Genomic DNA, 26,928 nt, shown 5'->3' on the forward strand with positions numbered 1-26,928 from the left:
GAAGCGGCGCCCCACAGCCGCGCCGGCGCCAGGTTGAGGAGCAGCGCCGGCGCAGACGCTCAGGTCGCGTCTGCGGCGTCCACGTTACGACAAGCGGCCGTCCCGTCGTCGGAGGTTGAGGCTCCGTGCCCGCTTCTTCTACGCTTCGCGCCGTGGGGTGGTGACGTGCTCGGGTCTGAGCCCGATCCCGATGAACCTCGCTGCAAGCGGTCGGACGAGGGAGCTGGCGAGCCGCATCAGCCGGATCACCCACCGCGGCGCGATGTGGGCGCCGGTGGTCGTGCGGGAGATCACCCGATGCCCCGCTCGCTGGATGCGCTGCATGATCCTGACCGGCCGCTCGCGTCGACGTTGGACGGCCGCGAGGACCTCGGACGGTGCGTCCCCTGCGGCGAGGTGGCCGGCGATCGCGTTGGACAGGGCGACCGCATCCTGGATCGCGTAGTTGACCCCGACACCGAACATCGGTGACATCGCGTGCGCGGCGTCACCGATGGCGATGAAGCCCGGGCGGTACCAGCGGTCGAGGCGGTTGAGCTGGACCGAGAGGAGCTTGACCTGGTCCCAGTCGGTCAGGGTGTCGACCACCGGACGTAGGACGGGTGCGGCATCGACGATCCGCTGCCGGAGCGACGGCATACCCTCGGCCCGGAGCAGCTCCGCGCCACCCTTCCGGATGACCATGCCGGACTGGTACCGGTCACCCCGGTCGATCGTGAGGACCATGCCGCGCGACGAGAGGTAGGCGAGGGTCGGCGGCGGTGGGTCGGCGGGTTTCGGCAGGCTGAACCACAGGACGTCGATCGGGACGCCGCTCTCGTCGGGGATGAGTCCGGCCGCGTCGCGGAGTGCCGAGGTGCGTCCGTCCGCCGCGACCGTGAGGGTGGCTCGGACCTCGATGTCGGTGGAAGTGCTGGTCGCTGGGTCGGTTTCGGTCGCTGGGTCGTCGGCGGTCGTCGTGGTCGCGCGCAGGCCGCGGACCCGGCCCTGCTCCACGATCAGGCCGGTCGCCTCGGTGCGGAGGCGGAGCTCGAAGTTCGGCAGTGCGGCGGCCTCCTCGGCGAGGAAGTTCAGGAAGTCCCACTGTGGCGCGAGGACGAGGAAACGGTCGGGTGCTGGCAGGGTGCGGAAGTCGACCATCGTCATCCGCAGGCCGTCGATCACGGCGTCCATCGTCTGCAACCGGTTCAGCGGCAGCCGCAGGAACCGCTCGCGCAGGCCGAGCTCGCCGAGCAACGTGATGGTCGACGGGTGGATCGTGTCGCCGCGGAAGTCGCGGAAGAAGTCGGCGTGTTTCTCGAGCACGGTCACGCGGAGGCCGGTGCGGGCGAGGAGGTAGCCGAGCACCATGCCGGCCGGGCCGCCACCCGCGATGACGCAGTCGCGGTCGCTGGTGTGGTCGACGTGATCGCTGTCGGTGCGGGTCGTCGGTTTCATCGCGCTGCTCCCGTCGGTCTCTTCCGGACACTACTCCGGAACCCATATCGTCGACATCATGCGTCTGTTGCAGCGGGCAGGACTGCCGCTTCTCGTCTCCGGAACGATCGTGCTCGCGCTGACGGCGTGCACCGGTGGGAGTGGGCCCGCTGGCGGCTCCGCCGGCAGTGCATCGCCCGCTGCGTCGGTGCCGGCGGAGTCGTCGAGCGGGGGCTCGGGAGACGGATCGTCCCTGCAGGTCGACTGCGCGGCGGTGGAGGCGGCCGTCGCGCCGTACATCGAGGGACTCGTGGCACGAGAGGACAACGGGGCGGACGAGTACGGGACCATCTGCGGCTGGGAGGCGCCGGAGGGGACGATCGATGCGGCGGACATCCGGTCGGTGGAGGTCGTCGTCTCGCCCGAATCGAGCGAGGCGCTGTCGGCCGATGAGCTCGCCGCCGCCGGGCTCACGCCGATCCCGGATACGACCATCGAGGCTGCCGGAGGGACCGCTTACAGTGCGACGGTCGAGACCGGAGTCGCCGCGGTGATCGTCACGACGGTGGTGCTGCCGGAGACGGAGATATCCGTCACCGGTGGGCAGTGGGCGGGTCATCCGTCGCTCGACGGGCCTGCCGCGATCGCGGTCGTGAAGGCGCTCATGGGCCGGTGAGTGGACTGGGAGCCGCGGAGTCCCTCCGGTCCCCGAGCAACCCTCGCCGATCCCTGAGCAACCCTCGCCGGTCCCTGAGCCTGTCGAAGGGTACTCGCAGGCACTTCGACAAGCTCAGTGACCGGGAGAGGTGCACCCGCACTCACTCCGGTCTCCGGGTGACCCTCGCCGGTCCCTGAGCTTGTCGAAGGGCACCCGAGGAAGCGTCCAAGACCACCGACATCCATCCGGTCCCTGAGCCTGTCGAAGGGCACTCGTAGGCACTTCGACAAGCTCAGTGACCGGGAGAGGTGCACCCGCACTCACTCCGGTCCCCGAGCAACCCCATCCGGTCCCTGAGCCTGTCGAAGGGCACGCGAGGAGACTTCCACATCCGAGACCACTCAGCATCTGGAATGTCAGTGGTCCATGGTGGACTTGTTCCATGACCGAGACCACCCTCACCGCGATGCGCGCGAGCGACGAGCACGCCGCACGCCTCGCGGAGTTCTCGGACCACTATGCGGACATCCAGCGTCGGCGTGCTGCTCTGGACGCCGAGGAGGCCCGCCTGCTCGCCCGCTCTGCCGCTTACGCGGACGCCTTCGCAGACGTCACGGTCCCGGCGATCTTCCCGCCGGCGGAACGCCAGGCCCTCTCCCGCCGGTCGACCTGTGCGGCGCTCGCGATGGCGACGCGCACGCCTGAGCGGACGGTTCAGCGTGCGACCAACGATGCCGAACTGCTCGTGAACGAAGCGCCGGCTGTGCTTGCCTCACTTGAGGCCGGTCGTATCTCCGCCCGGCATGCGCAGACCATCACGGACCAGCTCTGCGACGTCCCGACCGCAGGGCGAGCGGTGTTCCTCGCCGAGGTCCTGCCGGTCGCCGAACAATCCACCAATGCGTACCTCCGGAAGCGTGCCCGCGTTCTGCGCGAGCGCCTCCACCCGGAATCGATCACCGCACGCGCAACCCGTTCGGAGGCTGACCGTCGGGTCGAGTTCGAACCTGCCGCAGACGGCATGGCGTGGGTGCACCTGTTCACGACGGCACCGATCGCGCAAGGCATCATCGAGCGCGTCGAGACGGTAGCTGCGGAATCGCGCAAGGCCGGCGACACCCGCACCTGCGCACAGCTCCAGGCCGACGCCCTCGCAGCCCTCGCACTCACCGGCGTCACACCCGACGACGTCATGTCCAGCGCGGTCCTCCCGCACCCGATCGAGGTGCAGGAACACATCAAGCCCACCGTGCAGATCACGGTCCCGGCGCTCACGATGGCCGGCGTGAGCGATGCCCCGGCGACGCTCGACGGCTACGGACCCATCGACCCGGAGACCGCGGCGCGTATCGCGGTGAACGCCCCCAGCTTCACGCGGATCCTCGTCCAACCCGAGACCGGCGCGGTCCTTTCCGTCGGGCGGAATCAGTACCGGGTTCCGGCCGACCTGCAGCGCGCGGTCCGCCTTCGGGACGGCACCTGTCGGGCACCGGGCTGCGGCAGGCGAGCCAGGGCCTGCGATCTCGACCATTCGGTCGCGTGGGAGGACGGCGGCACGACGGATGTCGGCAATCTCGCTTGCCTGTGTCGACATCATCACCGGATGAAGCACCTCCCCGGGTGGAACCTGGACCACGGTCCCGGCGGGGTGCTCGAGTGGACGACACCTGACGGCAAACGCCATCGGACTGAACCGGATCCCGCACCGTTCTGACCAGTTGCGGTCCCCTGAGCTGCGCCGCGCTGAGCCTGTCGAAGTGTCGGAGGGTTCCTCGTGGGCACTTCGACAGGCTCAGTGACCGGGAGAGGTGTGCCCGGAACCGATTCGGTCCCTGAGCTTGTCGAAGGGCACTCGGGTTGCGCTGCCTCAGTGGCCGGGGAGAGGTGTGCCCGGAACGTTGAGGGGTCCTGGTGGGCACTTCGACAGGCTCAGTGACCGGGGAGAACAGGCTCAGTGACCGGAAGAGGTGTGCCCAGAACGTTTCGGTCCCTGAGCTTGTCGAAGGGCAGTCGGGGTGAGGGCACGCAGCGCGGGGAGCTGCTTCCGGGACCGCCCCCGCACCTCGCCGGGTAGGCTCCAAACGTGGGCACCGACGAAGACCAGATGCTGTCACTCGTGTACGCGAGCACGGCGACACAGCCGTTCAGCGATGACGACCTCACCGCCCTGCTCGCCGTCTGCCGCGAGAACAACGCCCGCGCACAGCTCACCGGCATGCTCGTCTACCGCGACAACCGGTTCCTCCAGGTCCTCGAAGGACCGGAGCCCGCCGTCCGTGAGCTCATGGACACCCTCGCGGCCGACCCGCGCCACACCGGCATCCGCGTGATGTTCGAGGAGCCCATCCGCGAACGCCAGTTCGCCGCCTGGACCATGGGCTTCGAACGCGCCGACACCGGCTCCGCCGCAGACCTCGACGGCTACCGCGACACCTTCGACGACCTCGACCGCGACGACCCGACCGCCACCATGCGCGCGTTGCAGGAACTCGCCCGCTGGTTCCGCAGCCGCGCCACGCGGAGCTGAGCCGCGCTCAAGCCCGCGCTCACACCCGCAGTCAGTCTGCGAGCTTGCCGATCGGGCTGTCGTCGAGGTTCGCGAGCAGCTCGGCGACGTCACCGTAGACCGCGACCGCACCGGCATCACGGAGCTCCTGCTCGCCGAAGCCACCGCTGCGCACCCCGATGCACTCCACACCGGCCCGCGCAGCCGCCTCGATGTCCCAGACGGCATCGCCGACCATGACGGCGCGCGAGGCCGGCACGCCTGCGCGATCGAGCGCGACCTCGACGATGTCGGGCTCCGGCTTGGCGGTCTCGACGTCGCCGGACGAGGTCGCGGCGAAGATCGCGTCGTCGACGTCGAGCAGGTCCCGCAGGATCTCGAGTTCGTTCTCCGGAGCCGACGTCGCCAGCACGACCGCGATCCCGCGCCCCGCCAACTCGCCGAGCAGCTCGCGCGCACCGCCGATCACCCGCAGCCGGGAGGTGTTCTGGAGGTAGTACTCGCTGTGCAACTCCTTCGCCCGCTCGCCGTACTGCTCGACCTCGTCGGACCCGTCCAGGAGCGATTCGAGCAGCTCACCGCCGTCCTTCCCGATCGAGCGATGGATCCGCCAAGCGTCGACCGGCCTGCCGGCGTCGGCGAACGCGCGGTCCCACGCGTCGACGTGCAGGTAGTTCGAGTCGACGAGCGTCCCGTCGATGTCGAAGAGCACCGCGATGCGGTCGTCGGAGTTCTCGGGGACGGTGGTGTCAGCTGGTTCGGACATGCGTCCAGTCAAACCCGCGAGCCCGCGATTGTGAAGCGGTGGTCATTCGCCGCAGAACGTGCGAGCCCGCGGACGCGGCAAGGCGGCCGCTACTGGAACCGACTCGTGAGGATCACCGAGCTGGTCGCATCGTCGAGGAACACCTGCGTCGAGCGGCCGTCCTGCGAGAAGGCGTCGTCGAGAGCGGACGACCGTACGAGCGGTCCCGGCGGCAGCGCGTCGTCGAGTCCGGCGTCGAGGTCCGGAAGCTCCGCCTCCGCGTCCGAGCCCGCCTCACCTGGTGCGAGCGCGCGCAGTTCCGCGTAGCCGGCCTCGTCCAGGACGACGATCGCGTCGATCCAGTAGGTGCTCGGGCCCGGAACCCGCTCGTCACCCATGGTCCCCGACATCCAGGTCGCCGAGAGCGCGGTGGCGAGCTGTGGGAAGCGGTCGGTGAGCGGGCCGAGCTCGTGCCGGATCTCACCGGTGCCCGATCGGGTGGCGGAATCCGATGCCGATGCGGATGCCACCGTCGTCCGGTCTGGCGAGGGTGACGACGCGCAGCCGGCGAGCAGACCGGCGACCACGACGACCACCGCGGCCACGACGGTCGCGCGCGGCGCGAGACGGTGACGTCGATCATGCATCCGAGCAGTCGTGTCCATGCCAGCAGCCTAGAGGTCGTCGATCACTGTCCGTTCGGCCAGCCCGGGACTGTGCGGCAGGCGGGGGTGCCCGGAACGCCTTGCGCCGAGGCTGGAGCCATGAACCTCTCCACTCATCCCATCGAGGCTCGCGGCCTCCGCAAGACCTTCCACGGTCGCCCGCGCGTCGATGACGTGTCCTTCACCGTCGACCCCGGCCGGGTCGTCGGACTCCTCGGCCCCAACGGCGCCGGGAAGACCACCACCATCCGCCTGCTGCTGGGACTCGCCCGTCCTGACGCGGGGGACAGCCTCATCCTCGGTCGCCCGTACCGCGAGCTCGAGCAGCCGGCGCTCACCGTCGGCGCCGTCCTCGACGCGGGCGGACTCCACCCGGCTCGCACCGGGCGGCAGCACCTCCGCATCGCCGCCGCGCGGATCGGGGTCGACGCAGCCCGCATCGACGCGGTCCTCACCGAGGTCGGGATGGCACGCGACGCCGACCGCCCCGCCGGTGGGTACTCGCTCGGGATGCGTCAGCGCATCGCGATCGCGGCAGCGCTCCTCGGCGAGCCGGCCGTGCTCATCCTCGACGAGCCGTCGAACGGCCTGGACCCTGCGGGCATGCAGTGGTTGCGACTCCGGCTGCGTGCGTTCGCCGACGCGGGTGGAACGGTGCTGCTGTCGTCCCACCTCCTCTCCGACGTCCAAGACATCGCGGACGACGTGGTCGTCATCACCGACGGGCGCGTCGTGGCCGAGTCGTCGATGGGCGACATCCTCGCCGCATCGGGCGGCGACCTCGAGGCGTACTACCTCCAGGTCACCGGAAGCGCCCAGCTCATCGAGAACAGGGAGGTGCGCTGATGTTCCGCGCTGAACTCATCGGTCTCGTCACCACGACCGCGACGAAGGTCACCGCGGCGGTCGCCGTCGTGGGACTCATCGTCACGCAACTCGCCTTCGTCACGCTCATGCCCGCCCTCGCCGACGGCGACATCGGCCCTGGCCTCGACGCCCTCGGGAGCGACTTCCCCGTCCTGGACCTCGCCTCCCGTGCCGTCCAACTCGACGCGCTCAACCCCCTCGGTGCGTCGATGGGCAGCGGCTCCATCGGCGTCGCACTCCTGGCGATCACCCTGCTCGGTGTGCTCGCCGGCACGAGTGACGACCGCTACGGAGGCATCGTCGGCGCTGTCCTCGCCTCGCCGAAGCGGTTCCGCATCGTCGTCGCCAAGGCGGGCGCCGTCGCACTCGTCGGCGCCGCCCTCGGTGTCGTACTCGCCCTCGTCAGCCTGGTCACGCTCGTGATCACCCTGGCAGCCACCGGGACGCCGTTCGTCCTCGGTCTCCCGGACCTCGCAGCACGGTTCGGGCTCGGTGTCCTCGCCGTCACCGCCCTGTCGGTCATCGGTCTCGCGGTCGGACTCATCGTCCGCACCCAGCTCGCCGGTGTCCTGACGATGATCGGGATCCTCATCCTCGAACCGATCGTCGTCTCCTCGATCCAGCTGATCACCGGCGGCATCGTGCCGGTCTGGACCCAGTTCCTGCCCGTCGCCCTCGCCCAGGGCGTGATCCACGGCGGAACAGACGGGCTCGGACCGTCCGTCGTCATCCTCGCCCTCGTGGCCCTCACCGCCGCCCTCACTGCGGCCGCATCCGCTGCGCTCTCGCGCCGCGACATCTGAAAGGAACCACCCACATGAACGACCAGAACCAGACCCAGACCAAGACGCAGCACCAGACCCGTCACCGCACGATCATCGCCGTCTCGGCCGCCGCCGCGCTGCTGGCCGGAACCGTCTCCCTCAGCGCCTGCTCCAGCGCCACGGAGCAGACCGCCGGCACCGGCTCCGCATCCGGCCCGCTGCAGGACCGGATGCAGTCGCTCGTCGACGCCGGTTACCCCGCGGCGCTCGCCTCGGTGATCGGGCCGGACGGTGAGGCGATCGACGTCGCGGCAGGCATCGGCGACCTCGCGACCGATGAGCCGGCCCCGGTCGACGGCGAGGTGCGGATCGCGAGCAACACGAAGATGTTCGTCTCGACCGTCGTCCTCCAGCTCGTCCAGGAGGGGAAGGTCGCGCTCGACGCCCCGATCGACACCTACCTCCCCGGGCTCATCACCGGCGACGGCATCGACGGCACCCGCATCACGGTCCGTCAGCTGCTCCAGCACACGGCGGGGCTCCCCGAGTACGCCGACCAGATCGCCGCCGACGCGTTCGCGGCACAGGAGCGGTACACCTCGCCCCGCGACATGCTCGACATCGCCCTCGCGAAGCCGGCCGTGTTCGTACCGGGGGAGCGGTGGGCGTACAGCAACACGAACTACCTCGTGCTGGGGCTCATGGTCGAGCACGTCACCGATCGGGCACTCGCCCAGCAGATCGACGAGCGCATCGTCAAGCCGCTCGACCTCGAGCACACGTACTTCCCGGCGCCAGGCGAACTCGAGCTGCGCGGCGAGCACCCGCACGGGTACCACGCGAAGACCGTCGGCGACCTCCTGGACATCACGGCCCTCGACACCTCGTTCGCCTGGTCCGCCGGGGCGCTCGTCTCGACGCCGCACGAGCTCAACGTCTTCATGAAGTCCCTGCTCGACGGTGAACTCCTGGAGAAGGAGACCCTCGCCGAGATGCAGACCACGGTTCCGGCCGGCGACGAGTTGTGGCCGGGAGCGGGGTATGGACTGGGCCTGCAGAGCTACCCGCTGAGCTGCGGCGGTGTGGCTTGGGGCCATGGCGGCGACATCCCCGGAACCCAGACGCGCAACGCGGTCGGCCCCGACGGCACGGCCGTCACCATCGCCGTCACGTCGCTGCCGTGGGCGGTCGTCTCGCCCGACGACAACGAGCGGTTGATGAAGCAGTACCGGATCGTCGTCGACGCCCTCGACGCGACCCTCTGCGAGCGATGATCGGTTCCCACCGGACGCCGAGCGCCGGCCCCCATCGGGGTCGGCGCTCGGCGTGGTTGACTCGACCCATGACCTCTCCCGCGCGGCCCGCCCCTGTCGCGGCCCGTCTGCGCTCGGTGCTCCCGCCGGTCCTGGTCCTCGCCGGTGCGGTGGGGTACCTCGGGGTCGTCCCGTGGGTCGACGAACTGCACGCCGTGCCGGGTCAGGTGTCACCGTGGGCGCATGCGGGGCTGGTCGTGCTCCAGGCCATCGCCCTGCTCTTCCGGCGTCGGCACTCTGTCGCGGTGTTCGGCGTGGCGGTCCTCCTCGACCTCCTGGTCCTCGGGTCCAGTGGTGGCGAACTCGGGATCGGCTCGTTCGGCGTGATCCTCGCCACCTATGCGCTCGCTCGTCGCGCGGAGCGGCGGACGGTCATCCGCGCGCTGGTGGCCGGTGCGGTCGCGACGACGGTGGTCGGCGGCATCGCGATGATCTTCGGGTCGTCCGAGGAGCCGCTCATCCTCGTGTTCGCGGCCGTTGCGCGCATCGTGTTGCAGTACGTGCTCCCGGCCGGTGTCGCCGAGTACGCCAGGGGTCGCGAGCGCCTGCTGTCGGCGATCGAGGACCAGGCACGCATGGCCGAGAACGAGCGTCGCATCAGCGTGCAGAACGACCTCCGCGCTGAGCGCACCGCCCTCGCGCGGGAGCTGCACGACATCGCCGGGCACCACCTGTCGGGGATCATCGTCAGTGCGCAGGCGGCCAGCGCTCTGGTGGAGCGCGACCCGGAACGCGCTCGGGAGATGCTCCAGACGGTGCAGTCCGATGCCCGCACCACGCTCGTGGACCTGCGGCGGACGGTCGGCCTGCTGCGCAGCGACGACGCGGACGCCCAGGGAGGCGGAGACGGATCGACCCTCGGCCCGGCGACCACCCCGACCATTTCGGCGATCCCGGAACTCGTCGAGGCGGCGCGGTCGCGGGGGCAGCACGTCGCCTACGCCGTGACCGGCGAGCCTCGTGCGCTGGGGCCGCTCGCGGAGACGGCCGCGTACCGGACCGTCCAGGAATCGCTCGCGAACGCCGCCCGCCATGCGCCCGGAGCCGTCTGCCGTGTGGCGGTGCGGTTCGAGGCGGACGCGATCGAGCTCATCGTGACGAACGCGGCGTCGTCGCAGCGGCCTGCGTCGCCGTCTCGTGACGGTTATGGGCTCTGGGGCATGCGCGAGCGTGCGGAGCTCATCGGAGCGCGATTGACCTCAGCACCGACGGACGAGGGTGGGTGGCGAAACCGCCTGACCATCCCCGACGAACACCGTCCCGACCAGCAGGGTCCCGACCAGCATCGGAGTGACGCATGATCCGCCTCCTCATCGCCGACGACCAGGCGGTCGTCCGCGCCGGCCTCTCGGTGATCCTCGGTGCCGAGCCCGACATCGAGGTGGTGGGCGAGGCGATCGACGGTGCCGACGCGGTGCGGTTGGCGAAGGAGCTGCGTCCGGACCTGATCTGCATGGACATCCGGATGCCGGGCACGGACGGGATCGCGGCGACCCGCACGATCACGGCGGATCCGGATCTCGACGCCGACGTCCTCATCCTCACGACCTTCGACGTCGACGCGGACGTGTTCGCCGCCCTCGAAGCCGGTGCAGCAGGTTTCCTGCTGAAGGGTGCGGACGAGGCGACGCTGCTCGCTGCGATCCGGTCCGTCGCAGCGGGGGAGGGGACGCTCGATCAGCGCCTCACCCGTCGTATTCTGCGCGAGTTCTCGGAGCGCCGGCGCGAGGCCCCGGTCGCGACCGCGCCGGTCGAGTCACCGCTCACCGATCGTGAGTTCGAGGTGCTCGACCTCCTGGCGCAGGGACTCTCCAATGCGGAGATCGCCGACCGGCTCTTCCTCGAACCCACCACGGTGAAGTACCACCTCGCCGGTCTTTTGCAGAAGACGGGAGCGCGCGACCGCCTGCAGGCCGTGCTCTGGGGCATCCGCGCGGGGCTCGTCGACCCGCGTTGAGCTGTGGGTGCCGCATGCGAACGACATAATAAATATTATCAGCGGTTTGGACGCGAGCGACACACGCCTGCCGGGCGGCATCAAGAAGCCCTCGTCACCCTCCATCCGCGCGAGAGCAACTACAAGTCAAGGTCGACCAAGATGAGAAGGGCGCAAGCGACTTGAAGGTGTTCATGTCCGTTCCGAACTGGCAGAGAGTCGCACGGAGATCGTTCGTTATCCTTCTACTGTCCGTTTCTACCTGCATTGCGCTCCCGCGAGCGTCTAACTGCTAGCGCTAGTAGCGAAAGGGTCGCGGCCGTGGCGCCGATGACGGCGAATATCAGGTATGCCCACTCCCACCCGGTTGTGGGACTGAGGCGACTAAATATGATGAGGCCAAGCGAAAATATAAGTATCGCCACCCAGGAATACCAGGGAACTCCTGCAAATGATTTCTGCGTTCGGCTCATCGCGTTAACCAACCACATCGCCTCGAATTGTTCAACATATCGCGTATCCGTACTCATCTGTCGGGATGCTCTGCATGTATGAGTAGTAAGTCGGCACTGTGAAGAGTGCCCCGATTGGCGTGGTGCTGCCAACTACGGCTCCAGCCGTGCTGAAGAGTACCTCGCCGGCTTGGGCCCAGCAATCGCCCGAAACATCGAGCCCCGTCGGGTCTTTTTGGCCGATCGGATTGCAGCCAGCGTATGCGTACGGGTGTGCTTCCTGACCGCTCGGGTCCATCTGGAGGAACCGCCCTACGCGCACATCGTAGTATCGAGCGCCGAACTTGTAGATGGCGGTTCGTGCTTGGAGCTGGCCGATGTACTTCATGCCGCCGGTTGGAGTGGCCGTGTTGACGGATCTGTCTTCGCCGTAGGGCGAGTAGGAGAGGCCGCCTTCGAATCCTCCGTTGCTGGAGAACGTTCCGACGACCGATCCGAGGCCGTCCAGGATGTAGTAGTGGCCCGCACCATTGATGCGGTTCGATGCGAGTTCACCGGCCGGTGTTCTCGTGTAGGCAATTACGGTGGTGGCGGTCCCACTGAAATTGCGGGTCTGCTGCTGTGCGATGCCGAGTGGGCTGTTCGTGAAGAACTGCGTCTGCATCAACTGCATGAGCTCCGTGTTGCCCTGACCGAAGTGCACCGTTTCACCACCGAAGAGCACGTCAGCTCCTCCGCGATCGTCCCAACCGGCGGGAAATGGGCTCAAGTCCTCTCCGCCGGCTTTGTACTTTCGATCGGTCTTTCCTGTTTCGGAGATCAGCTGATTGGCGGCGTTGTAGGTGTACGAGATTGTCCCCGCGGACTGCCCGGTCGTCCCGAACCGGCTCTGGCTGGTGCGGTTTCCCATGGCGTCGAAGGCGTACCGCCACTGCGCAGTAATGGACCCAGCCGCCTTCTCCTCGGCTTTGGTCAATCGGTTCCGGGTGTCATAGGTATAGCTCGTGATCGCCCCGGAGGTGATCCCTTGCTCATTCGTGCTCACGCGCGTCTGGATCTGCGCGGTGTCCGCACCGTCCAACGAATAGGTATATCCGATGCTGCGGCTCACAAGTCCCGCACCGTTTTTCGCGACGATGCTCGTTGGGCGTCCAGAAGCGTCACGGGTCGTAGACACGGTGGCATTCCCCGGGAACGTCCGCTTGATCTCGTTACCATTCGCGTCGTAGCTGAACTTGATGCACCCGGACCCAGATGCTGGGGCGCCTGACGCGCATGTCCCTCCTGGTTCCGCTATCGACACCAGTTCGTTCGCGGCGTTGTAGCTGTAGCCGACCTGGCCTGCGCTGTCTTCGAACTTCCGAAGGTTGCCCACTGCGTCGTACTCCATCTTCAGGATGACGGACGCATTCTCGGGACCGGTCTGCTTAGTGAGGTTGCCCTGCTCGTCGTACTCGAAGAGTTTCGTCAGATGTTCCGTGTTCTTCGACGAGGTTTCGGACTTTTTCAATCCGTTCGGCCAGTACGTGACGGACACCGAAGAACCCGACTGGAACGTTGTGGTAAGGATTCGATCTCGAGCGTCGTAGGTGTACGAGGTGGTCTGAGCGTTGCCGTTCGTGACGGTCTTCACCCGGCTCAGGGCGTCGTAGGTGTACGTTGTCGCGCCGAGCGGCGCCGGCGGGGTGACGGTTACCAGGTCTCCCGTTGCGTTGTACTGATATGTCGTCACATTGCCATTGGCATCCTTCGCTGAACACTTCTGACCGGCATACCCGCCACAAATCGTCCGGCCGGGCACCTCGTAGACGAACTCCTGGATCGCGGTGTTCGTCCCTGCGGTGGTGTCCGACAGTTTCGTCTGGTTTCCGGCGGCGTCGTATTGGAATCCTCGTGAGTTTCCGGCGGCGTCGAAGCTGCATTTCACCTGGTAGGCGGTGCCAGTTGACCCGTCAGGGCAATTCGTGCCTTGAGCGTAGACAGCCGATGCGGCCGCTCCAGTCGGAAGAGTCGACTGGGTGGGGTTGTTCAGCACGTCATACGTGTACAACGTCTGGTTGCCGGGCGATCCACCGAGCGCATCTGTGGTCGATGCAACGCTTTTCCCGGGTGTCCAGGTCTGAGTCCGGGTTCGGCTCAAAGAGTCCTGTACTGCCGTGATCAAACCGTCGGTGTTCTTCGAGAACGTCGTTGTGTTGTTGTTCGCATCCTTGATCGTTGTCTTCCCCGCAGGGTACGCAAACGTGGTGACGAGGTCGGGCTTGGCACCCCAGAGCGTGGACGAAGATTTCTGTTTCACCGTCGCGATCCGGTGGGATGAGTCGTAGGTGAAGGTGACTGAGGTGCTGGATACTGAGGAGCCGGCCACAGCGATCGTCGCAAGGCGGCCCACGGTGTCATAGGTCATGACCGACGTGGTTCCGCCCGGCTTCTCAACCTTCACCAACCGCCCCAGCGAGTCCTTCGTGTACTTCACAACACGGCCGGCCGAGTCAGTTGCCGTTGCTGGGCTCGCGTTGCCAACGAATGTTGTGGCGCGCCCATTGACGTCGGTTGCCGTTCCGGATGGAGTGGCCGAGGCGTCAAGTGAGTAGGTGTAGCCGATGCCGTTGCGGTCGAGCACTTGGTAGAGCCAGCCCGCCTGCGTGAATACCCACTTCTTGCCCGACTTGTTGTCGGTGATCCAGTAGCTGTCTTTGCCGGCCGTGGCGGCAGCGTTCGGACTCGTTTGCAAGGTGAGGTTCACGCCGGGGCTGGCTGTCCAGGTGCCCGAACCTGCGGTGGTCTCCGTGAACGTGCGCTCAGTGCCGGCGGCGTCGTGGAACGTCGCTACCCCTGCTGCGATTGTCAGGCCGACGTCGAGCAGTGAGAACTCCGACGTCCAGCCTCCGCCAAACGACCCGGCTTTTGTCGTGAGGCCGTTGTAGTAGCGGTCGAGGCTGATGCCCACCCCCGGTGCAGCCGTCGATCCGTCGTTTGACGTGATGAGGAGGTTGCCGTTGGCGATGTTGATTCGCGCGGCGGTGTCATCTGAGAGTGGGAAGTCTTCGAATGCAAAGTAGGACTCGGACCCCAAACCCGGGGCTGCAGCGACCGTTCCAGCCGGGGCTCTGCCAGCAGGATTGGTGAGATTACGAGTGCTGGAATCAGGCACCCACGGCTGATTCCACCACTCGACTGGCGTCTCTGGTGCGCTCGGTGAAGGATCCGGCTTGGGCTCTGCCGGAGGCTCGGTCGGGTCCGGAGACGGTTCGGGTGACTCTGTCGGATCTGGCGAAGGCTCCGGCGTCGGGGATTTCTCGGGTGGCTCGAAAGACGGGCTGGGCGTTGGAGCATCAACCGGAGGCGCATCGACCGAAGTGTTCGGAAGCGTCTGCGTTCCCGGAAGGATCGAACCGCCGAACATGAGCGCGGCAGACAGAGTGATACCCCAAAAAGTTTTCATGCTTCCCCCCGAAGCTGCGGACCCCGCGCCCGCCCTTCAACGTGGCATAAAAATCGAATCGTGGGAAGGCGCACTCCAAGAATTCAGGGATAACCCTGCCCATGCGCCGGTGCTCGATCCCAACGCAGAGGGGCGTAGTACCGCTCAGCTCAGTTGCGAAAGGTGTGATTCGAGTTCGAAGAACCGCTCGTCGCCGAGGCACATCTTCCAGAACGCTGCAAGCGATTTTGCGCCAGACCCTGGCTGCGCGTCGCCTCCTCGTACAGCGGAGGCTATACCAGTCATGATCGTGACGATGAGCGAGGCGGTAGCTTCCTCATCAATAGTCGGCAGTTCGCCCGATTGAACCGCCCGCGCGACGTGGCTTCGCACCAAGCCCATCGTCCGACCGTGGTGAGCATCCCACTGCTCCGCGAAGAGAGGCTCTTCGGTCAACAGCCGCACCATGGCACGGACCATCGGCTCGCGCTCAAGCAATTCACTGACAGTGATCGTGCCGATGACCAGGCGGGACACGGGGTCGAAGACCGCATCGGTTCGTTCACGGACCGCTTGCTCGATCAGCGCGACACCGCCGGCGATGACGTCCTCGGCGACTCCCTGCTTTGTCGCGAAGAAGAACGCCAACGAACCCGGTGCCGAGCCCGATTCGGCCGCAATCTTCACCAATGACGATTCCGCGTAGCCATCCGCAGAAATCAGCTCCGCAGCTGTCTGCAGCAATATCTGCTTCCGCCTGACGGCACGTTCCTGCTTCGGCTCACGACTCGCCACAACCTGCCACCTCTCTGCGCAGCTCGTCTCGAGCAAGGCACACTTGACACTATCGGAGGGGCCGGAGAGACAGCGGGCAGCGTCTCCGCCCTGCGGCTGGCAAAGCGAGTCGGTTCACGTTTCACTGCTGTCGTCGGGGTCGGTGAAGATGTGGCGGTCAGCAGTTTCCAGCAGTATTGCCGCATCGTCGCCTGCCGCGCGGTTGATAGTTCGTTCGTAGGCACGTCGCACTGTTTGAGCCTCCCGTTTCGGGAGTTCGAGAAGTACGAATATGGCTCGTGCTGCGCCGAGCGGGGCACTGATTTGCGTGAGCGCTTCGTTGCGCTCGGCTGTGGAAAGTTCGCGTCCGCGGGGTCCGTAGGTGATGCTCGCACCCTCGAATGCAAGGAGCAGACTGTACGCCAGTACGGTGCCGGCTGCTGCAGGGCGACCGTTCTTCAGCCAGGTGAGTGCCGGGAGGTGGAGATCCTCCACGAAGCCTGCTTGGCTCTGGGCGCGTTGAGCTCCTCGCGAGTACCGGTCTAATTGACGGCGAAAGCGGGGCCAATCGCCGATCTGCGCAAGGCTATCGAGGGCGAACGCCGGGTAGTCCCCAGCGTCGCTCGCACCAGCACGCAAGACGCATTGATCCCAGGCCGTGAACGCCGCTTCATAGTCGTCGCGTAGGTATGCGACGCTAGCCGTGGCGCTGGTGGCGCGGAGCCATGCTTCGTCACTTCCAGCGGTTTGCGCTGCAACTAGAGCGCGACGGCTGTACGCGTCGGCTTCTTCGACCTCGTCCGCAGTGACATATGTATTGGCGATAGAGGCCAGCCCGACTGCGACTCGATTGTCATCACCGATTTCTTCAGCGAGCGAGACCGAGGCGGTGAAGTAGTCGCGGGCGAGCGCTTTGTTCTCCTGCCGCACCGCGGTTTCACCGAGATTGGAGAGGGCCAGACTGAGCAAGACGCGGTCCTTCGACTCGCGAGCAATGGCTTCGACAACGAGCAGTCGCTCACGGACCTCGTCGAGGCGTTCGAGGCGCTCGAGAACGATTACAGAGTCGTTGAGGATGTTGCCGAACGCAGACGGATCCGCCTTCGGAGAAAGGCGTTCGAGTCCAGCGTCGTAGAGGTGTACGGCTGCGTCGTCGAAACCTCGGTCGGCGAGGTTTGCCGCTTCCTTCGCCAGCGCCCAAGCCTGTTCAACTGTGTCGTCAGTGGTCACAGCGACTGCGTCTCGCAAGAGTTGCCAGATCTCGTCATCCGTGGAACCTGCTGAGAGGGCGAGCCAGGCGGCAATTCGTTGTAGCTCGGCCGCGTACGCCGGGGCGCTCTCGCCGTAACGGCCCGCCTGTCCACGCAGGGTTGCGGCGCCGTCGGCCTCGGTCTTTTGTAACGTCCAAGCTGTACGCAAGTTGCGCAAGGTCGTGGCTGCCCACTCGAAGTCGCCCAGCGCTTCCAGTTCGCCTCTGGCCGTGTTGAGTAGCGAGATAGCCTGAGCAACCAACTCGTCAAACCGGCTATCTGATACCTCGCCGCGTAGGGCGTATTCAAGAAGCACCGCGCCTTTGTCTGCTCGAGACCTGGCGGCGTCGAGGGAACTTTGGTTGTCCTCATTGAGGGCGATCGCGCGATCGAAGGATGCGACTGCGTCCTGGTACCGCCCCGCTCGAGCAAGGGCAACACCACGGGCGCGCTCGGCTTCCTGATGTTCATGCCAGTCAGATAGCACGATCGCCAGGCTCACCGTCTTGTCCCACCATGTCGCAGCTCGCAGCGGCTGGTCTATCTCGGTGTGCAAGAGGCCGAGATTTTTTGCAGCGACCAGTGCCTGGTCGGCTGCGCCGCGTCTACGGGCGCTCCGGTAGGCCTTGCTGAAGTGTTCCTTCGCCGCTTCGTGTTGGCCGTTCTCAGCGTCTAGTACGCCTTCTTGAATCAGGATGCTGCAGGTGATGTGACCGTCTCGGAGTCCGATGCTCAGTGCCCGCGCTTCTTGCACGAGCTCTCGTGCAGCATCCCCGTCTCCGCGATCAGCAGCTTGAGCCATGTTTAGCGTTGCCCAGATGACCCCGTGCGTGTCGCCCATGCGCTCGTAGGCTGCGCGCGCCAGTGCTGATCGTTCGAGCGCAGAGCCCATGGATTCAACGTGAAAAGCGGACGCGCCGGCGCGGAGTAGTTCCGTGGCTTCGGACTCTGGCCTGCCTACCGAAGCCCACCGAGCGGCTGCAGTCTCATGGGCGACCACGGCACGGCGGTACTCTTGTCGGCTCCCGTACAGCAAGCCTGCCGCACCCAGGGCCGCGCCAGAGAGTGCGGCCTGAGAGCCCACTTCGAGTGCCTCGTCGAAGACAACGTCGAAACGGTCTAAGTCCAATGACTGATCGACGTGGGAGAGTTGTGCGAGGCGGACGCCATGAATGACTCGCAGAAGACCGGCCTGGGTGACCAGACGCGCAAAGTAGTCGTTCGCGTTCCGTACTAGCGGTTCGACCTCTTCCAGGAGGGCGAGCATGGGGGCGTCATCATCCGAGGCAAGTGCAGATCCCACTTGTTTCGCGAGACCTTCGCCCCAGGCGACTGCAGCGTCCAAGTCAGTCCCGTCGCGGTCATCAAAGGACATCATTCACTCACCTCTTGCTGTCGCCGCCGGATCTGAACCTCGCGTGCTGCGCGCACCGTCGTCCGAATTAATGCCTGATACAAGTGAGACTCGAGTTCAGCGGCGTTCTGAAAGTTCCGCGTCACTGTGGTCTTCCGCTCTTGATCGATGAACGCTTGCACCTCGGAGGGAATTACATCTCCATCTCGGATGAGGATGTATCGCTCCACGGCGGCCTGTTTTGCCGCCGCGTATTCGGCATGGACGATGCCGCTCAGTTCTCCCGCGACCAATAGGACTAGGCCGTCGCTGGTTGCCGCGTACTTGACGCACTCGTTCTCTGAATGGGCCACACCCGACAGTGCATCCCGCTCCCACCACCAAGCGCGATGTGTGACCAGACGATCGATGGTGTCCGCGGCGATTCGACGTTCGTTATCCAGTGTCCCGTTCATCCGAGAGCTCACGAAGAAGCGAAGCCGTTCGTGATCACGGCCGTACCTGATCTCCTCCTCAACTCCGTCCGGCTGAAAACGAGAGGACTCCTTCACGGGTTTCGTACGGCTCACCACTCACCCTTCCACGCGCACGGAGCCCCCTAGCTGTCGGGACCTCAGCTGAGCCTACCGAGCGGTGCAGAATTCGCGGCGCCCGTAGGGAATCGCTGGGCGGTTTGAATCCAGGTCGACGCACTGGATCCAATATGGATCGGACTCTAAGTCGGCATCTGCGGGCGCTTGCGGCGAGTTGAGGACGACTAGGGACTTGAATTCTCGAGTGCTCCACGGCTTGGTTGGGAACCTCCAGCAACAGACACTGCCTACCAACCGCTATCGGGGGCCCTCCCGCCTACCTCGGAAGCTCAGGGTGTTCGTGTCGCGGTGGAGGTCTGATGTCTGTAGAGCGTTGCACGACTCCAGCCGACCAGCGCGGCTGCTTCCGCGGCCGTGCGACCGCGGCTACGCGCCTCAGTGACGATGTCAAGCTTCTCCGCGATGGTGTCGGGGTTCGCGGGTGGGCGCCCGAATCGGGTGCCCGATTCGCGCGCCGCGGCGATGCCAGCGTTCACGCGTTCGACGATGAGCTCGCGCTCGTACTCGGCCAAGGTGGCGAGCATGTGCAGCATGAGCCGGCCCGTCGACGTCGCAGGGTCGATCCCATCTGAGAGTGATCGCACATGGATACCCCGGCTGCGTAGGAGCTCGACGGTGTTGAGGACGTCGATGAGTGAGCGGCCGAGTCGGTCGATGCGCCACACGATCACGGTGTCGCCGGCCTCGGCGTACTCGAGCAGTTTTGTCATGCCGGGACGCTCGATCGCGGTCTTGCTGCCGGAGGTCACGTCTGCGAACACATCGCGTTTCTGGACGCCGGCGGCGAGGAGTGCGTCGAGCTGCAGCTGTGCGTCCTGGCCTGCGGTGCTGACTCTGGTGTATCCGATCTGCCTTATGGCATCAGCATGTCTCAGAAACCCTTGCCAGCCTGTTTGGGACACGCTCACATGCGAGACGACTTTTCGAGACAGTCGACCGTCTGCGCGATCTGCGGTTTTCTGGGCCTGAGTTAGCCGAGATCATCGCTGCCTTGCGTGTCTCGTAAACCTGTTGCCTTTTGAGACGCTTTCAGATGTGCCTGATGAATAACGCCGTTAGGCTGGGCGCCGGTATCAGTCGTCCGAGGCGACGGATTGCCCTCGAATCGAGGCTCAGACCCCCCAGGGGCGGGCCGCCGGGATACTTCGCGCTCGCAGGAGGACTGTCCTAGGTCCGCAATCACCTCGACGATGCGCCGTCTGGAAGCGTCTCGCCCACTTTCCCTTCGATGAGCTGCCGAAGCGACGCGATCTCGGTCGTGAGTGCTTCGATGTGCGCACTGGTGATCGCTTCGGATACGGCCTCCCTTTGCTCGACGCGCTCGACGATCCATGAGGCAAGCGTGGCAGTGACGACACCGATGAGGGCGATCCCGCCGATCATGACTCCGACGGCAACGAGCTGTCCGGTGTACGTCACGGGGAAGTAGTCGCCGTAGCCGACTGTGGTGATGGTGACGAATGCCCACCAGAGGGCTTGGCCAAGTGTCTGGATCGAGCCGTCACCGCCGCGTTCAGCATCAAGGACCGCAAGACCCGCGACGTACACCAGGAGCGTGGATGCGCCGGCGGCATAGATGATGACCCGTCCTCGGAAGGCGGCGCCGGCGGTCCGGTTCAGGATCGCCAGGAGTGTGACGAGCCGGAGTAGGCGCAACGGCCGGAGCAGCGGGAGGACGACGATCGCGAGGTCGAGTAGGTGTGTGTAGAACCATCGCCATCGCGGCCTCGCGAGCACGAGATTGACGATGTAGTCGGCCACGAAGACCACCCACGTCGCCGCGATGATGACCTCGGCGATGCTTCCACCGGGTTCGGCGATCACCTCGTAGGAGTACGCCGCGAGGAAGACGACCGCCGCGATCGCGAGGGGCCATTCAGTGAGCTTCTGCCAACGTGCCTGGGTCATGCGGCGAGCGTATCTGGAGGAGCCGTCCGCGTTGACGTGTCCGGCGGACTGTACTGGCGCCGAGCCTTCTTGATAGCGCGCCCGCTGAAGGCTCTCACCGGGACAGACGAAGAGTGAGCGGTAGGCGGTTATCGCTAACGAGTTGGCTTCGTCCACACGAGCGCATACCTCCACAGGGGCAGCCGTCGCCATGTTGCTCCCGGCAGGACTCGGGCGGCGCTCCTTCGTACGTCGGTGTAGGAATGCGGTGGAGGCGCCGTCGGTGCGGAGTGTTCCCAGACACCGAACCGTCGAGCGAGACGTTGATGCTGAATGAATCCCCCAATGTCGTAGGCATGGTCGAGCAGTCGGGATGAGCGGGCCAGACCGATGACAGCGATGGTGCCACCCGGGGCGGTGAGTTCGGCGAGTCGGGTCAGCGTCGCTTCGAGGTCGGGCAGGTGGTGGATCGTGGCGACGGAAGCCACCACGTCGAACGAAGCGGGCGTGAGCGGATAGGTCATGACGTCGCCCTCGAGCCAGGTGACGTCCGACTGCTGGCGACGAGCTGATTTGAGTACCTGAGCGTCGGGGTCAATCCCGGTCACCTGAGGCACGAACTCGCGCAGCTCCATCGCCAGGAGTCCGTCTCCGGTACCGACGTCGAGCGCGGTGCGTGCTCCGTCCGGCACGACGTCGAGGATGTGCCGGTGGTAGTGGATGTTGTGGTTCCAGCGGACCGCCGGCTCATCTTCCATCGGTCAAGACTGCCCGGTCTCCAGCGACGGCTGCAATCGGTCGTTTACCGTGGAAGCCATGTGGTGGTCGGATGGCGAATGGCAAGCGCTGACGGCGGCCGAGCAATGCGGCATGTGCGCGGACGCACACTTACCGACGAACGAGCACAGCGCCCTCATCGCGACAACCAGCACGAGTCACGTACGGCTCGCTCGAAATCAACACCACGCCGGATACATCCTCGTGATCCTTCGAGAACATGTCGTCGACATGTCGGAACTCCCGCCAGAACAACTCGCGAGGTTTTGGGCAGATGTGCAACGTGCGGCACGTGTCATCGATGGTGTCTTCCGATCGAAGAAGATCGACTACCTCGTCATGGGCCACCGGATGCCCCACCTGCACTGTCACCTGCTCCCTCAGCACGCGACCGACGACCCCCTCAGGAATGTGAACATCGCAGACGGCCCGACGTATCTTCCACCTGATGCGTTCGATGCCGCGATCGCCGCGCTCCAGCGAATGTGGGAGTCGTCGGAACCTCCACTCGGTAGATAGCCCTCGTTGACGTTTACGGCCGCTACGCGAACCGTCAGGCGGGCGGTGAGTTGTGTCGGTTGATGAGATCTGTCGCGAGTTCGACGATGCGTTGGCGGGCGCTTGCGGGGGCGAGCACTTCGATGTGATCGCCGAACTGCAGGAGCTGGCGCACGGATTCGACTTCGGAGTAGCTGACCGTGAACAATTGCCACCCGTCTTCACCTGATCCGATCGCTTTCAGACGGCTGCCCAAGATGCGTCGGGCGAGGTCGACGCGCGTTCCTCGCAACCTGACCGTCACCTCGACTTCCCCGGGGCCCTCGGAGCGATGCTTCAGTTCGGCCCAGACCGACCGCAAGTCTTGATCAGGCCGTGTCGCCGCGGGCTCGAGGAGGGCTTCATAGTGTTCAAGCCGTTCGAGGTTGAAGAGCTTTGCCGTTCCATCGTCATCGGCCACGAGGTACCACCGCCCGGACTTCGAAACGAGCCCATACGGGTCGACGTCCCGACTGGTCGCGTGCTCGGCACCGCTTCGGCGGTAGTGGATTCGCAGCCGTGGGCGAGAGCGCAACGTCAACGCCAGATCTGCGACGTCGGTGTCGCGGGTTTCGACGGCGAGCCACCCTGAATTGTCGACGATGACGAGTTCGGCAAGGTTCGTGTCCCCGGCTGCGTTCGCAGCACGGCGGGCCGCGATCTTCCGAATGGCCATGTCGTGAGCGGCGGTGATCCCCAGTTGTGCGCGCTGCACGCGGTCGAGGCCGGCGAGCGAGAGCGAATCCATCTCGGCTGGTTCGAGATGGGACGCATTCAGGCGCGCGCCGGGGAGGAGGACGATGCCACCGTGTCTCCCTCGCTCGGCATAGACGGGTACGCCAGCCGCCGAGAGGGCTTCCACGTCACGCAGGATCGTCCGCACCGACACCTCCAAGCGCTCCGCCAGCTCCACGCTCGTCACGCGTTGGCGGGTTTGGAGGACGAGAAGCAGGCTCAGCAGCCGGGCGGCTTTCATTGGACAAGTTTCTCTGAAAACCTGACAACAGGTGGCGTGATTGGGAGGTTGGCTTGTGTAACACCGCAAGCACCACTCGACAGGAGCCACCCATGCCCGCACCCAACCTCTTTCTGATCCAGGTCCAGGACGCTGAGGCTGCCACCGCGTTCTACAGCGACCTCTTCACGATCGAACCCGATTTCACCAGCCCGAGGTACGTCGCTTTCCCGGTTGCTCCCGGCGTGCTCTTCGCCCTCTGGACAGGACGCAACGAGCACGCGGTGCCCAGCACCCCGCGCACGTTCGAGGTCGGGCTCATGGTTCCCGGTTCGGAGGCCGCCGTCGACCAGGTGTTCGAGGAGTGGAAGGCCAAGGGCGTCACCGTCGTGGAGGAGCCACACGATGACGTCTTCGGTCGGACGTTCGTGATTGCAGACCCCGACGGGAATCTCATTCGCGTCTCACCCGTGGACTGATGCTCGTGGCCCGCGCGGCTTGTGGGAGACAACCTCCACAGCGGCGCGGGCTGCCAGGCATGCCATGGGCTTGTCGAACCGAGCTGAGGGGCGACCGGGGGCAGCGCGGGGCCGATTCGCCTCCGATACTCAGGTAAGGCTATCCTTCCTGGGTCCCACCCCTCGAATGAAGGAGACGACGTGCACCAGCGCGCCGCCATCAGCCTCGTCCTCGCCGCGGCACTCGCCGTCGGACTGTCCGCCTGCGGCGCGTCCGAAGCGGTCGAGCCCGAATCGACCGCAGCCGCAGGGCAGGGCGCGACCGACTACCCGCTCACGCTCGACAACTGCGGCACCGAGGTCACGATCGACGCCGCGCCCCAGCGGGTCGTCTCCCTCGACCAGAACTCGACCGAGATCCTGCTGTCCCTCGGTCTCGAAGACCGCATGGTCGGCACCGCCTCCTGGACGGACCCCGTCCTCGACTCCCTCGCCGACGCGAACGCCGACGTCCCGCGCCTGGCCGACAACGCCCCCACCTACGAGGTCGTCCTCGGTGCCGACCCGGACTTCGTCACCGCGTCCTTCGGCCGCCACTTCAACGAGGGCGGCGTCGCACCACGCGAGCGGTTCGCCGAGACCGGTGTCGCCAGCTACCTCTCGCCCACCGACTGCGACAACGGCACGAGCATCAACGGCGGTGGGACGCGCACGACGCCGCTCACCATCGACGCGCTGTACCAGGAGATCACCGAGATGGGAGAGGTCTTCGACGTCTCCGACCGTGCTGCTGCGCTCGTCGCCAAGCTGCAGGGTCGTGCCGCGAAGGCGACCGAGGGTGTCGACTTCGACGGCACGACGGTCGCGTTCTGGTTCGCCGACACGAAGACCCCGTACGTCGGCGGTGGGCTCGGATCCGCCGCGCTGCTCGCCTCGACCACCGGGCTCGACAACGTCTTCGGGGAACTCGAGGACGACTGGCCGGCCACCACCTGGGAAGACCTCGTCGACCGCGACCCGCAGGTCCTCGTCCTCGGCGACCTGCAGCGCGACCGGTTCCCCGGCGACCGCCTCGACGACAAAGTCGCCTTCCTGGAGTCCGACCCGCTCACGAAGACCATGGACGCGGTGCGCAACCAGCGGTACATCGCCCTGCACGGCGCCGAGCTGAACCCGTCCATCCGCTTCGTCGACGGCCTCGAGAAGATCAAGGCGTGGTGGGTCGAGCACGAGGACGAGCTCTGAACCCGGAGACGGTGACGAGCGGCGAACCGGTGACGAGCGGCGACACGCTGATGAACAGCGACACGGCACGGCGACCGGCCTCGCGCGCACGCCGCGCGACGATCACCGGCCTGCTCGTCCTCGCCGGCGTGGTCCTCCTCCTCGTCTCGGTCGGCATGGCGATCACGCTCGGACCGGCGGACATCCTGCTCGTGAACGTCCGGGACATCGTCGCGAACCACCTCGGTGTCACCGACATCCCGGTGAAGCTGTCGAAGGACGCGATCGTGTGGGAGGAACGCCTGCCGCGGGCCTTCGTCGCGGCAGCCTGCGGAGCCGGGCTCGGGCTCTGCGGCGTCATCATGCAGTCGCTCCTCCGCAACCCGCTGGCCGACCCGTTCATCCTCGGCATCTCCTCCGGTGCGTCGACCGGTGCTGTCGCGATCGGGATCCTCGGACTCGGCGGTGCGTCGATCGGCCTCTCCGGCGGCGCCTTCATCGGCGCGCTCGTCGCCTTCGGACTCGTGCTCCTGCTCTCACGCCTGTCGGGCGGCGGGACCGACCGGGTCGTGCTCGCCGGCGTCGCCAGCACGCAACTCTTCTCCGCGCTGACCTCGCTGATCATCTTCGCGTTCGCCGACTCGGACGAGACGCGCGGCGTGATGTTCTGGCTGCTCGGCTCGCTCGAGGGCGTGCGCTGGGACGACGTGGCACTCTGTGCGATCGTCGTCGTCGCCGGGTCGCTCCTGTGCCTGCGGTACGCCCATGCGCTCGACGCGTTCGCCTTCGGTGAGGACGTCGCGGCGTCGCTCGGCATCCACGTCGCGAGGACGCGGGCGATCCTGCTCATCGCGACGGCGCTCATCACGGCGACCCTGGTGAGCGTCGCGGGGGCGATCGGCTTCGTCGGACTCGTGCTGCCCCACGCCGCCCGCCTACTCGTCGGACCCCGTCACGGTCGGCTCATCCCGGCCACGGCGATCATCGGTGCGATCTTCATGGTCTGGGTGGATGCCGGCTCGCGCGTCGCGTTCTCACCGACGCCGCTGCCGGTCGGCGTCGGGACTGCGCTCGTCGGGGTGCCGGTCTTCATCGCCCTGCTGGCCCGGAGGAGGAGGCGGGTATGACACTCCGCGCAGAGAACGTCTCCTGGAACCGCGGCGGTGCGCTCGTCGTCGACGGGGTGACCCTGCACCCCGAACCGGGCCAGACCGTCGGCCTTCTCGGACCGAACGGGTCGGGCAAGTCGTCGCTCCTGCGGGTGCTCCACGGCCTCGTGAAGCCGACCGCCGGACTCGTGACGCTCGACGGTGTCGACTTGGCGTCGGTCGGTCGACGGCGCATCGCGCGTTCAGTCGCCTCGGTGACGCAGCACGCCGACACCGACGTCGACATCACGGTGCGCGACATCGTGCGGCTCGGCCGGATCCCGCACCGCTCGGGACTCGGCGGTGACACCGCAGCCGACGAGACCGCCGTCGATCGCGCGCTCGCCCACGTCGGCCTGCTCGACCAGGCCGGCCGCCTCTGGCACACCCTGTCCGGAGGCGAACGCCAGCGGGCACAGATCGCGCGGGCCCTCGCCCAGGAGCCACGCGAGCTCCTCCTCGACGAACCGACCAACCACCTCGACATCCGACACCAGCTGGAGCTGCTCGACCTCGTCTGTGCACTCCCGGTCACGACCGTGATCGCCATCCACGACCTCAATCTCGCCGCGATGTACTGCGACACGGTCGTCGTGATGCGGGCCGGTCGGGTGGTCGCTGCCGGGGCGCCGAGCGAGGTGCTGACCGCGGCGCTCATCGCGGACGTCTACGGCGTGGCGGCCGAGGTGACGCTGGACCCCCGCCGAGGGCACGCCGTCGTCACGTTCACGCGATGATCCCACCCGCTCTGGGCGCCACATGGCCCGAGCACCGCGGGCTCCCTCACTCCGAGCGCTCGAGCGTCCCGATCTCCGTGCCGCTGTCGTCGAGGACGACGAGGCTCGTGTCGGTCCAGGTGCCGGACGCTCCGCCCGACAACCAGGTGTCGACCCCCTCACAGGCCATCCGCGTGGACACCAGTGGCGCGAACTCGACCGTGTCGCCGTCGGCCGTCCACGAGCCCATGAGCCGGTTGCAGCCGTCGGTCCCCGTCACCGTGCCGTCCTCCGCGAACACCAGTGACGGGGTGTTCTGCGCGTCGGGGTCTCCCCAAACGCCGACGATGCCGACCGCGTCGCCCGACTCGGCGGGCGCTGTGGTCGAGGGGTCGGCGCCGCTCTCGGTTCCGGAGGCGCATCCCGCGAGGGCGAGTGCGAGCACTGCTGCACCGATGGCGCCGAGGCCCGCGGTACGCCCACGCTTCGACGTGGTGCCTGTGAACATG

At 66.5% G+C, this 26,928-nt stretch carries 25 protein-coding genes; 13 read left to right on the forward strand and 12 right to left on the reverse strand.

The features are described 5' to 3' along the window. Positions 1–138: 138 nt before the first annotated feature. Positions 139–1,437 (reverse strand): FAD-dependent oxidoreductase, encoded by a 1,299-nt coding sequence (locus ITJ66_RS02865; RefSeq protein ID WP_194643301.1) that lies wholly within the window; start codon positions 1,435–1,437, stop codon positions 139–141. A 58-nt stretch (positions 1,438–1,495) separates the two neighbouring features. On the opposite strand from ITJ66_RS02865, the gene ITJ66_RS02870 reads away from it, so the two are divergent. The 3 genes from ITJ66_RS02870 (at position 1,496) to ITJ66_RS02880 (ending at position 4,601) form a co-directional block, all read left to right on the forward strand. After that, positions 1,496–2,092: a hypothetical protein gene (locus tag ITJ66_RS02870; protein ID WP_194643303.1), complete on the forward strand. Its 597-nt coding sequence runs from the start codon at positions 1,496–1,498 to the stop codon at positions 2,090–2,092. Positions 2,093–2,516: 424 nt separating this feature from the next. Next, a complete protein-coding gene (locus tag ITJ66_RS02875; protein ID WP_194643305.1) occupies positions 2,517–3,788 on the forward strand; it encodes an HNH endonuclease signature motif containing protein in 1,272 nt (423 codons plus the stop codon). Positions 3,789–4,157: 369 nt separating this feature from the next. Beyond that, positions 4,158–4,601 carry a BLUF domain-containing protein gene (locus ITJ66_RS02880; RefSeq protein ID WP_370582551.1) on the forward strand — a complete coding sequence of 148 codons (444 nt, stop codon included), beginning with the start codon at positions 4,158–4,160 and terminating at the stop codon, positions 4,599–4,601. Between the two features lie 31 nt (positions 4,602–4,632). On the opposite strand, the gene ITJ66_RS02885 is transcribed toward ITJ66_RS02880, so the two are convergent. Both ITJ66_RS02885 and ITJ66_RS02890 read right to left on the reverse strand, forming a co-directional pair. After that, entirely contained in the window at positions 4,633–5,346 is a 714-nt protein-coding gene (locus tag ITJ66_RS02885) for an HAD family hydrolase (protein WP_194643307.1), read from the reverse strand. 89 nt (positions 5,347–5,435) lie between these two features. After that, the gene (locus ITJ66_RS02890) at positions 5,436–5,990 is read right to left on the reverse strand and encodes a hypothetical protein (RefSeq protein ID WP_194643309.1); all 555 of its coding nucleotides are present in this window, start codon (positions 5,988–5,990) and stop codon (positions 5,436–5,438) included. 99 nt (positions 5,991–6,089) lie between these two features. On the opposite strand from ITJ66_RS02890, the gene ITJ66_RS02895 reads away from it, so the two are divergent. The 5 genes from ITJ66_RS02895 (at position 6,090) to ITJ66_RS02915 (ending at position 10,891) form a co-directional block, all read left to right on the forward strand. Next, positions 6,090–6,836: an ABC transporter ATP-binding protein gene (locus tag ITJ66_RS02895; protein ID WP_194643311.1), complete on the forward strand. Its 747-nt coding sequence runs from the start codon at positions 6,090–6,092 to the stop codon at positions 6,834–6,836. Beyond that, on the forward strand, positions 6,836–7,660 hold the full coding sequence (locus ITJ66_RS02900; RefSeq protein ID WP_194643313.1) for a hypothetical protein: 825 nt from the start codon (positions 6,836–6,838) through the stop codon (positions 7,658–7,660). Before ITJ66_RS02895 ends, ITJ66_RS02900 begins: the two co-directional genes overlap by 1 nt. Before the next feature lie 14 nt (positions 7,661–7,674). Further along, positions 7,675–8,895: a serine hydrolase gene (locus tag ITJ66_RS02905; RefSeq protein WP_194643315.1), complete on the forward strand. Its 1,221-nt coding sequence runs from the start codon at positions 7,675–7,677 to the stop codon at positions 8,893–8,895. A gap of 68 nt (positions 8,896–8,963) precedes the next feature. Next, positions 8,964–10,235: a sensor histidine kinase gene (locus ITJ66_RS02910; RefSeq protein ID WP_194643317.1), complete on the forward strand. Its 1,272-nt coding sequence runs from the start codon at positions 8,964–8,966 to the stop codon at positions 10,233–10,235. Continuing rightward, positions 10,232–10,891, forward strand: coding sequence for a response regulator transcription factor (locus ITJ66_RS02915; RefSeq protein ID WP_194643320.1), 660 nt, complete (start codon positions 10,232–10,234; stop codon positions 10,889–10,891). The genes ITJ66_RS02910 and ITJ66_RS02915 overlap by 4 nt, the downstream gene beginning before the upstream one ends. 483 nt (positions 10,892–11,374) lie before the next feature. On the opposite strand, the gene ITJ66_RS02920 is transcribed toward ITJ66_RS02915, so the two are convergent. The 7 genes from ITJ66_RS02920 to ITJ66_RS02950 all read right to left on the reverse strand — a co-directional run bounded on the left by ITJ66_RS02920 (position 11,375) and on the right by ITJ66_RS02950 (position 21,362). After that, on the reverse strand, positions 11,375–14,476 hold the full coding sequence (locus tag ITJ66_RS02920; protein WP_194643322.1) for an RHS repeat-associated core domain-containing protein: 3,102 nt from the start codon (positions 14,474–14,476) through the stop codon (positions 11,375–11,377). A gap of 435 nt (positions 14,477–14,911) precedes the next feature. Beyond that, complete coding sequence (locus ITJ66_RS02925) at positions 14,912–15,541, reverse strand: TetR/AcrR family transcriptional regulator (RefSeq protein WP_194643324.1); 630 nt, start codon at positions 15,539–15,541, stop codon at positions 14,912–14,914. Positions 15,542–15,655: 114 nt separating this feature from the next. Then, positions 15,656–18,148, reverse strand: coding sequence for a tetratricopeptide repeat protein (locus ITJ66_RS02930; RefSeq protein WP_194643326.1), 2,493 nt, complete (start codon positions 18,146–18,148; stop codon positions 15,656–15,658). Beyond that, the gene (locus ITJ66_RS02935; RefSeq protein ID WP_194643328.1) at positions 18,145–18,693 is read right to left on the reverse strand and encodes a hypothetical protein; all 549 of its coding nucleotides are present in this window, start codon (positions 18,691–18,693) and stop codon (positions 18,145–18,147) included. Before ITJ66_RS02935 ends, ITJ66_RS02930 begins: the two co-directional genes overlap by 4 nt. A 293-nt stretch (positions 18,694–18,986) precedes the next feature. Then, complete coding sequence (locus tag ITJ66_RS02940; RefSeq protein ID WP_194644752.1) at positions 18,987–19,574, reverse strand: recombinase family protein; 588 nt, start codon at positions 19,572–19,574, stop codon at positions 18,987–18,989. 322 nt (positions 19,575–19,896) lie between these two features. Further along, positions 19,897–20,781 (reverse strand): potassium channel family protein, encoded by an 885-nt coding sequence (locus ITJ66_RS02945; RefSeq protein ID WP_370582552.1) that lies wholly within the window; start codon positions 20,779–20,781, stop codon positions 19,897–19,899. Next, on the reverse strand, positions 20,760–21,362 hold the full coding sequence (locus tag ITJ66_RS02950; RefSeq protein ID WP_194643330.1) for a bifunctional 2-polyprenyl-6-hydroxyphenol methylase/3-demethylubiquinol 3-O-methyltransferase UbiG: 603 nt from the start codon (positions 21,360–21,362) through the stop codon (positions 20,760–20,762). The genes ITJ66_RS02945 and ITJ66_RS02950 overlap by 22 nt, the downstream gene beginning before the upstream one ends. A gap of 58 nt (positions 21,363–21,420) precedes the next feature. Between ITJ66_RS02950 and ITJ66_RS02955 the strand changes: the two genes are divergently transcribed. Continuing rightward, on the forward strand, positions 21,421–21,900 hold the full coding sequence (locus ITJ66_RS02955; RefSeq protein WP_194643332.1) for an HIT family protein: 480 nt from the start codon (positions 21,421–21,423) through the stop codon (positions 21,898–21,900). Between the two features lie 34 nt (positions 21,901–21,934). Here ITJ66_RS02955 and ITJ66_RS02960 read toward each other — a convergent pair whose 3' ends face one another. Beyond that, positions 21,935–22,894: a YafY family protein gene (locus ITJ66_RS02960; protein WP_194643334.1), complete on the reverse strand. Its 960-nt coding sequence runs from the start codon at positions 22,892–22,894 to the stop codon at positions 21,935–21,937. Positions 22,895–22,986: 92 nt separating this feature from the next. On the opposite strand from ITJ66_RS02960, the gene ITJ66_RS02965 reads away from it, so the two are divergent. The 4 genes from ITJ66_RS02965 to ITJ66_RS02980 all read left to right on the forward strand — a co-directional run bounded on the left by ITJ66_RS02965 (position 22,987) and on the right by ITJ66_RS02980 (position 26,440). Then, the gene (locus tag ITJ66_RS02965) at positions 22,987–23,352 is read left to right on the forward strand and encodes a VOC family protein (protein ID WP_159877072.1); all 366 of its coding nucleotides are present in this window, start codon (positions 22,987–22,989) and stop codon (positions 23,350–23,352) included. 180 nt (positions 23,353–23,532) lie between these two features. Continuing rightward, positions 23,533–24,576 carry an ABC transporter substrate-binding protein gene (locus tag ITJ66_RS02970; RefSeq protein ID WP_370582553.1) on the forward strand — a complete coding sequence of 348 codons (1,044 nt, stop codon included), beginning with the start codon at positions 23,533–23,535 and terminating at the stop codon, positions 24,574–24,576. Positions 24,577–24,626: 50 nt separating this feature from the next. Further along, the gene (locus ITJ66_RS02975; protein WP_194644755.1) at positions 24,627–25,682 is read left to right on the forward strand and encodes an iron ABC transporter permease; all 1,056 of its coding nucleotides are present in this window, start codon (positions 24,627–24,629) and stop codon (positions 25,680–25,682) included. Then, entirely contained in the window at positions 25,679–26,440 is a 762-nt protein-coding gene (locus ITJ66_RS02980) for an ABC transporter ATP-binding protein (RefSeq protein WP_194643336.1), read from the forward strand. Before ITJ66_RS02975 ends, ITJ66_RS02980 begins: the two co-directional genes overlap by 4 nt. A 46-nt stretch (positions 26,441–26,486) precedes the next feature. Here the strand turns inward: ITJ66_RS02980 and ITJ66_RS02985 are convergent, their stop codons facing one another. Further along, on the reverse strand, positions 26,487–26,927 hold the full coding sequence (locus tag ITJ66_RS02985) for an META domain-containing protein (protein ID WP_194643339.1): 441 nt from the start codon (positions 26,925–26,927) through the stop codon (positions 26,487–26,489). Between the last annotated feature and the right edge of the window lies 1 nt (position 26,928).

The organism is Plantibacter sp. VKM Ac-2885 (genome assembly GCF_015351205.1).
GTDB lineage: Bacteria > Actinomycetota > Actinomycetes > Actinomycetales > Microbacteriaceae > Plantibacter > Plantibacter auratus.

Excerpts from the sequence above, each read along its gene's own strand:
- ITJ66_RS02960 (WP_194643334.1), bottom strand. The coding sequence starts at position 22,894 with ATGAAAGCCGCCCGGCTGCTGAGCCTGCTTCTCGTCCTCCAAACCCGC.
- ITJ66_RS02870 (WP_194643303.1), top strand. The coding sequence starts at position 1,496 with ATGCGTCTGTTGCAGCGGGCAGGACTGCCGCTTCTCGTCTCCGGAACG.
- ITJ66_RS02895 (WP_194643311.1), top strand. The coding sequence starts at position 6,090 with ATGAACCTCTCCACTCATCCCATCGAGGCTCGCGGCCTCCGCAAGACC.
- ITJ66_RS02930 (WP_194643326.1), bottom strand. The coding sequence starts at position 18,148 with ATGATGTCCTTTGATGACCGCGACGGGACTGACTTGGACGCTGCAGTC.
- ITJ66_RS02900 (WP_194643313.1), top strand. The coding sequence starts at position 6,836 with ATGTTCCGCGCTGAACTCATCGGTCTCGTCACCACGACCGCGACGAAG.
- ITJ66_RS02910 (WP_194643317.1), top strand. The coding sequence starts at position 8,964 with ATGACCTCTCCCGCGCGGCCCGCCCCTGTCGCGGCCCGTCTGCGCTCG.
- ITJ66_RS02950 (WP_194643330.1), bottom strand. The coding sequence starts at position 21,362 with ATGGAAGATGAGCCGGCGGTCCGCTGGAACCACAACATCCACTACCAC.
- ITJ66_RS02955 (WP_194643332.1), top strand. The coding sequence starts at position 21,421 with ATGTGGTGGTCGGATGGCGAATGGCAAGCGCTGACGGCGGCCGAGCAA.
- ITJ66_RS02905 (WP_194643315.1), top strand. The coding sequence starts at position 7,675 with ATGAACGACCAGAACCAGACCCAGACCAAGACGCAGCACCAGACCCGT.
- ITJ66_RS02885 (WP_194643307.1), bottom strand. The coding sequence starts at position 5,346 with ATGTCCGAACCAGCTGACACCACCGTCCCCGAGAACTCCGACGACCGC.
- ITJ66_RS02980 (WP_194643336.1), top strand. The coding sequence starts at position 25,679 with ATGACACTCCGCGCAGAGAACGTCTCCTGGAACCGCGGCGGTGCGCTC.
- ITJ66_RS02965 (WP_159877072.1), top strand. The coding sequence starts at position 22,987 with ATGCCCGCACCCAACCTCTTTCTGATCCAGGTCCAGGACGCTGAGGCT.
- ITJ66_RS02865 (WP_194643301.1), bottom strand. The coding sequence starts at position 1,437 with ATGAAACCGACGACCCGCACCGACAGCGATCACGTCGACCACACCAGC.
- ITJ66_RS02915 (WP_194643320.1), top strand. The coding sequence starts at position 10,232 with ATGATCCGCCTCCTCATCGCCGACGACCAGGCGGTCGTCCGCGCCGGC.
- ITJ66_RS02875 (WP_194643305.1), top strand. The coding sequence starts at position 2,517 with ATGACCGAGACCACCCTCACCGCGATGCGCGCGAGCGACGAGCACGCC.
- ITJ66_RS02985 (WP_194643339.1), bottom strand. The coding sequence starts at position 26,927 with ATGTTCACAGGCACCACGTCGAAGCGTGGGCGTACCGCGGGCCTCGGC.
- ITJ66_RS02975 (WP_194644755.1), top strand. The coding sequence starts at position 24,627 with ATGAACAGCGACACGGCACGGCGACCGGCCTCGCGCGCACGCCGCGCG.
- ITJ66_RS02890 (WP_194643309.1), bottom strand. The coding sequence starts at position 5,990 with ATGGACACGACTGCTCGGATGCATGATCGACGTCACCGTCTCGCGCCG.